The 5660-nt window shown below is 66.3% G+C and carries 2 protein-coding genes; both read left to right on the top strand.

Going from position 1 to position 5660, the window contains the following annotated elements:
* Positions 1 to 947: condensation domain-containing protein (locus tag QOI01_RS23755; RefSeq protein WP_526385315.1), on the top strand; the 947-nt coding region annotated here is incomplete at its 5' end.
* Positions 944 to 5660 (top strand): amino acid adenylation domain-containing protein (locus QOI01_RS23750; RefSeq protein ID WP_526385313.1); only part of this gene is annotated, 4717 nt, incomplete at its 3' end. The genes QOI01_RS23755 and QOI01_RS23750, both read left to right, overlap by 4 nt.

Here is a 5660-nt window from a genome sequence, read left to right as displayed (position 1 = left end):
CTGCCGAGCGCGCCGCGGTCTGCGACCTCACCCACGGACCGGTCTTCCGGGTCACGTTGATCCGCATCGCCGAGGACCGGCACCGGTTCGTGCTGACCAATCACCACATCGTCATCGACGGCTGGTCAAAGCCGATTCTGCTGCAGGAGATCTTCGCCAGCTACTACGGACATCGGCTGCCCGCGCCGGTGCCCTATCGCAGGTTCGTCACCTGGCTGGCCGGTCGAGACCTGCACGCCGCCCGCGCGGCCTGGGGTGCTGTGCTGGCCGGTTTTGACACTCCGACCCTGGTGGGTCCGCCGGACCGGGCGGGCCTGGGTCGGCGAGGCTACGAATCGTTGCAAATTTCTGCCGAGACCACGCAGGCCTTGGGTGGGTTGGCGCGTTCGTGCCAAACCACCGTCAACATCGTGCTGCAGGCCGCGTGGGCGCAGCTGTTGTACTCGGTGACCGGCCAGCACGATGTCGTATTCGGCACTGCGGTCTCGGGGCGGCCGGCCGAGGTGGCCGGCGCGGACTCGATGGTGGGTCTGATGATCAACACGGTGCCGGTGCGGGCGAACATCACCGGTGAGACCACCATCGAAGATCTCTTGGAGCAGCTGCAGAGCGCCCACAATCGCACCCTCGAGCATCAGCACTTGGCGCTCAACGAGATTCACCGCGTCACCGGTCTCGACCAATTGTTCGACTCCGTTTTCGCCTACGAGAACTACCCGATGGACACCGGCGCCTTGGATGGCGACGCCGAGTTGACCATCACCGACATCGTCAGCCGCGAATACACGCATTACCCACTTGCGGTGCAAGCCGTGCCCGGCGAGGAACTGAGCCTGCGCTTCGAGTACGACACCGCTGTGTTCACTGCGGCGAAGATTGCCAAGTTGATCGAGCGGTTGCGCCGCGTGCTGGTGGCCATGACTCCTGAGATGGGGGAGGAAACATGAGTATCGACGCCTCACGGCGGTTGTTGTCCATTGATCTGCTCGATGACGACGACCACGACGAGCTGGACGAGTGGGGTAATCGGGCCGTATTGACTGAGCCCGGGCCCGCAGCGGTGACGATTCCCGAGCTGTTCGCCGCCCATGTGACCCGCGCCCCGGAGGCGGTCGCGCTGGTATGCGGGGATCTCCTGCTGACCTACCGCGACTTGGATGACACTGCGAATCGGTTGGCGCACTTGTTGGTTGGCCTTGGCGCTGGCCCAGGTGAGTCCGTGGCGTTGCTGATTCCGCGTTCTGCCGAGGCGATCGTGGCGATCTTGGCGGTGCTCAAGACGGGGGCGGCGTATCTACCGATCGACCAGGCGCATCCGGATGAGCGGATCGGGTTCATGCTCGGCGATGCTGCGCCGGTGGCGGCGATCACGACGGCGGAACTGCGTGCGCGGCTGGACGGATCCGAAGTGGTTGTCATCGACGTCGATGACCCCCGCATCGAAGCTCAGCCCAGCACCGTCTTGCCGGGGCCGGCGGTCGATGACCTGGCATACATGACCTATACGTCGGGGACTACCGGGGTGCCCAAGGCGGTGGCGGTCACCCATCACAATGTGACTCAGTTGGTGGAGTCGTTACACGCTGATCTGCCCGCCGGGCCGGGACAGGTGTGGTCGCAGTGGCATTCGTTGGTGTTCGACGTCTCCGTGTGGGAGATCTGGGGCGCGCTGTTGCATGGTGGCCGGCTGGTGGTGGTGCCGGAGTCGGTGGCGAGTTCGCCGGATGATCTGCACGACGTGTTGGTCACCGAGAAGGTGACGGTGTTGTGCCAGACCCCGTCGGGGGCGGGGATGTTGTCTCCGGAGCGGTTGGAGTCGACGACGCTGGTGGTGGCCGGTGAGGCCTGCCCGAGCGAGCTGGTAGATCGGTGGGCGACGAGCGGTCGGGTCATGATCAACGCCTACGGCCCGACCGAGGCCACGATTTATGCGGCGATGAGCGGGCCGTTGACGGCGGGTTCGGCTGTGGTGCCGATCGGTTCGCCGGTGCCGGGGGCGGCGTTGTTCGTGCTGGACAAGTTGTTGCGGCCGGTGTCGGCGGGTGTGGTCGGGGAGTTGTATCTGGCTGGCCGTGGAGTGGCTGTCGGCTACGTGCACAGGTCCGGGTTGACGTCGTCGCGGTTCGTGGCGTGTCCGTTTGGGGGGCCTGGAGCGCGGATGTATCGCACCGGAGATCTGGTGCGGTGGGACGACGATGGACAGCTGCAGTACCTGGGTCGCGCTGATGAGCAAGTCAAGATCCGCGGCTACCGCATCGAGCTGGGTGAGGTGCAAGCCGCTCTGGCCGCATTGGCCGGCGTTGATCAGGCGGCGGTGATCGCCCGTGAGGACCGGCCCGGGCATAAGCGCCTCGTCGGCTACATCACTGGGACAGCAGATCCTGGCGCGGCGCGAGCGAAGCTGGCTGAGCGGTTGCCCACGTACATGGTTCCGGCGGTGGTCGTGGTGGTGGCGGCGTTGCCGTTGACGGTCAACGGCAAACTCGACACCCGGGCCCTGCCCGCACCCGAATACCGCGCCACCGGTGACGAATACCGAGCCCCGGCCACCCCCGTCGAAGTGATCCTGGCCGGCATCTACGCTCAGGTGCTCGGCGTTGAGCGGGTCGGGGTCGACGACTCGTTCTTCGACTTGGGCGGGGACAGCATCCTGTCGATGCAGGTGGTGGCGCGGGCCCGTCTCGCCGGTGTGGTGTGCCGGCCGCGCGATGTCTTCGTCGAGCAGACCGTGTCCCGACTGGCCCAGGTCGCCGGAATTGCGGACGGTGCCGACGGCGTGATCGACGAGGGCACTGGTCCGGTGCTGGCCACCCCGATCATGGGTTGGCTGCACGGCGTGGATGGCCCGGTCGACGAGTTCAACCAGGCGGTGGTGGTGCACGCCCCGGAGGGGGTAACCCGGGGCGATGTCGAGATCATCGTGCAGGCCCTGCTGGATCGACACGCGACGTTGCGGCTGAGGGCTGAGCGCGACGGCGCAGGCGGTTGGTCGTTGACGGTGCCCGAGCCCGGTTCGGTCGATGCCGCTGCATGCGTACAGACGGTTGACGTGTTGTCTGATGAGGTGTTGGTGGGGGCCCGCTCCCGGTTGAACCCCGCCATCGGGGCGATGCTCAGCGCAGTCTGGGCGCCCGACACCGGCGAGTTGGCGTTGATCGTCCATCATTTGGCCGTTGACGGGGTGTCGTGGCGAATCCTGTTGGAAGACTTGAACGTTGCGTGGGCTCAGCATCACGGCGGCCAGCCAATCGTGCTGCCGTCGGGCGGGACGTCGTTTGCGCGGTGGTCGGCGCTACTGGCTGAGCATGCACTCGACCCCGCGGTGGTGGAACAGGCCGACACCTGGCGGCAGGTGCTGGCGACGCCGGCGGCGTTGCCGGCGGTGCAACCGGCGGTGGACACCTATGCCACTGCCGAGTCGATGGCAGTGTCGCTGAATGCCGCGGCGACCCGCCAGTTGCTCGGTGAGGTGCCTGCGGCGTTCCACGCTGGGGTGCAGGACATTCTGCTCATTGCGTTCGGGTTGGCCTGGAACGAATTGCTGGGCAATGGCGGGGGACCGATCGGCATCGATGTGGAGGGCCACGGCCGCCACGAGGAGCTGGCCGACGACGTCGACCTCTCGCGCACGGTCGGGTGGTTCACCACCAAGTACCCGGTCTCGTTGGCTGCGGGCGAATTGTCGTGGGGGCAGGTGACAGCAGGCGACGCCGCACTGGGCCACGTCATCAAAGACGCCAAGGAGCAGCTGCGTGCCCTGCCGGACGGGCTGACCTACGGACTGCTGCGCTATTTGAACCCCGACGTTGAGCTGGCCGGGACGGATCCAACCATCGGCTTCAACTACTTGGGACGTCTAGGCGCGGGCGCGGGCGATCTGTCGGATGAGCTATGGCGGGTCAGTCAGGACAGTTGGTCGTCCGCCGGGGCGGCTTCGGCGGTGCCCATGCCGTTGATGCACACCGTTGATCTCAACGCCGGCACCGTGGACACCGACGCCGGACCGCGCCTGCAGGCCACCTGGACCTGGGCGCCATCGACGGTCGACGAGGCTCAGATCCAGCGGCTGAGCCGGCTGTGGTTCGACGCACTCGAGGGCATCTGCGCACATGTCAGGACCGGTGGCGGCGGCTTGACCCCGTCGGATGTCGCACCGGCTGTGCTGAGCCAGTCGCAGATCGACGAACTCGACCAGCAGTACCAGATCGCCGACGTGCTGCCGCTGACCCCCGTCCAGCAGGGGCTGCTCTTCCACTCCACGATTGCGAAGGGGTCCGGGGACGATATCTATGCGGTACAGCTGGATATCACCGTCACCGGCGGCCTTGACCAGCACCGGCTGCGTGATGCGGTGCACAGTGTCGTCGCCCGCCATCCGAATCTGGCGGCCCGCTTCTGCGACCAGTTCGGCGAGCCGCTGCAGATCATCCCGGCCCACCCGGTGATGGCGTGGCGGTATCTCGATCTTCGCGAACACGACCGGAACCCCGACGACGAGATTCAGCAGCTGTCGGCTGCTGAGCGCGCCGCGGTCCGCGACCTGGCCGACAGGCCGACCTTCCGCGCCGCGCTCATCCGGACCGCGGCGAATCAGCATCGAGCTGTCTTCACCTTCCACCACATCGTGATCGATGGCTGGTCGATGCCGATCCTGCTGCAAGAGATATTCGCGAGCTATTTCGGGGAGCGGCTGCCCGCCCCGTCGTCGTACCGCAATGTCGTCAGCTGGCTCGCAAACCAGGATCGCGACGCCGCCCGCGCGGCGTGGCGGGCGGTGTTGGACGGCTTCGACACCCCCACCCTGGTCGCTCCGCAGGCCCAGCCGGGTCCGCGCCGCGTCGAGTCCTATCAGATCCCTGCCGAGACGACTCGGGCGCTCGGCGAGTTGGCGCGGTCCTGTCACACCACCGTCAACACCGTGCTGCAAGCAGCGTGGGTTCAGATGTTGATGATTCAGACTGGCCGGCATGATGTAGCTTTCGGCACCGCGGTCTCAGGGCGGCCACCGGAGTTGGCCGGCTCCGAATCAATCGTGGGTCTGTTGATCAACACGGTTCCGGTGCGAGCGCGCACCACCGCGGCCACCACCGTGGCCGACCTGCTCGACCAACTGCAACGCGGCCACAACGACACTCTCGAGCACGAACACTTGGCGCTCAACGAAATTCACCACGTCGCGGGCCATGACCGACTGTTCGACACGTTGTTCCTGTACGAGAGCTACCCATTCGACGCCAGCGTGTTCTCGGGGGTGCATGAGCTGGCCGTCACCGAGTTCACCAACCGCGAGTACAACCACTACCCGCTTTCCGTGATGGCCCTGCCGGGTCGCGAACTCGGGCTACGCGTCGAGTTCGACACCAACGCCTTCGACGCGGCAAGCATCGAAACGCTGATCGAGCGATTCCGGCGGGTACTGGCTTTCATGACAGCCGATCCCACACGGCGACTCTCGTCGGTCGATCTACTCGATGCCGGTGAGCACGACCGCCTCGACGCGTGGAGCAATCGGGCGGTGTTGACGCAGACGCATGGCCCGGCGGTGTCGATTCCGGTGTTGTTCGCTGAGCAGGTGGCGCGGGCTCCGGAGGCGGTGGCGCTGACGTGTCAGGGCCGTGTCATGACCTACGGCGAGTTGGATGAGGCCGCGAATCGGTTGG

This window comes from Mycobacterium sp. (assembly GCF_032162605.1).
GTDB lineage: Bacteria > Actinomycetota > Actinomycetes > Mycobacteriales > Mycobacteriaceae > Mycobacterium.
This window is presented reverse-complemented; position numbering and strand designations above follow the sequence as displayed.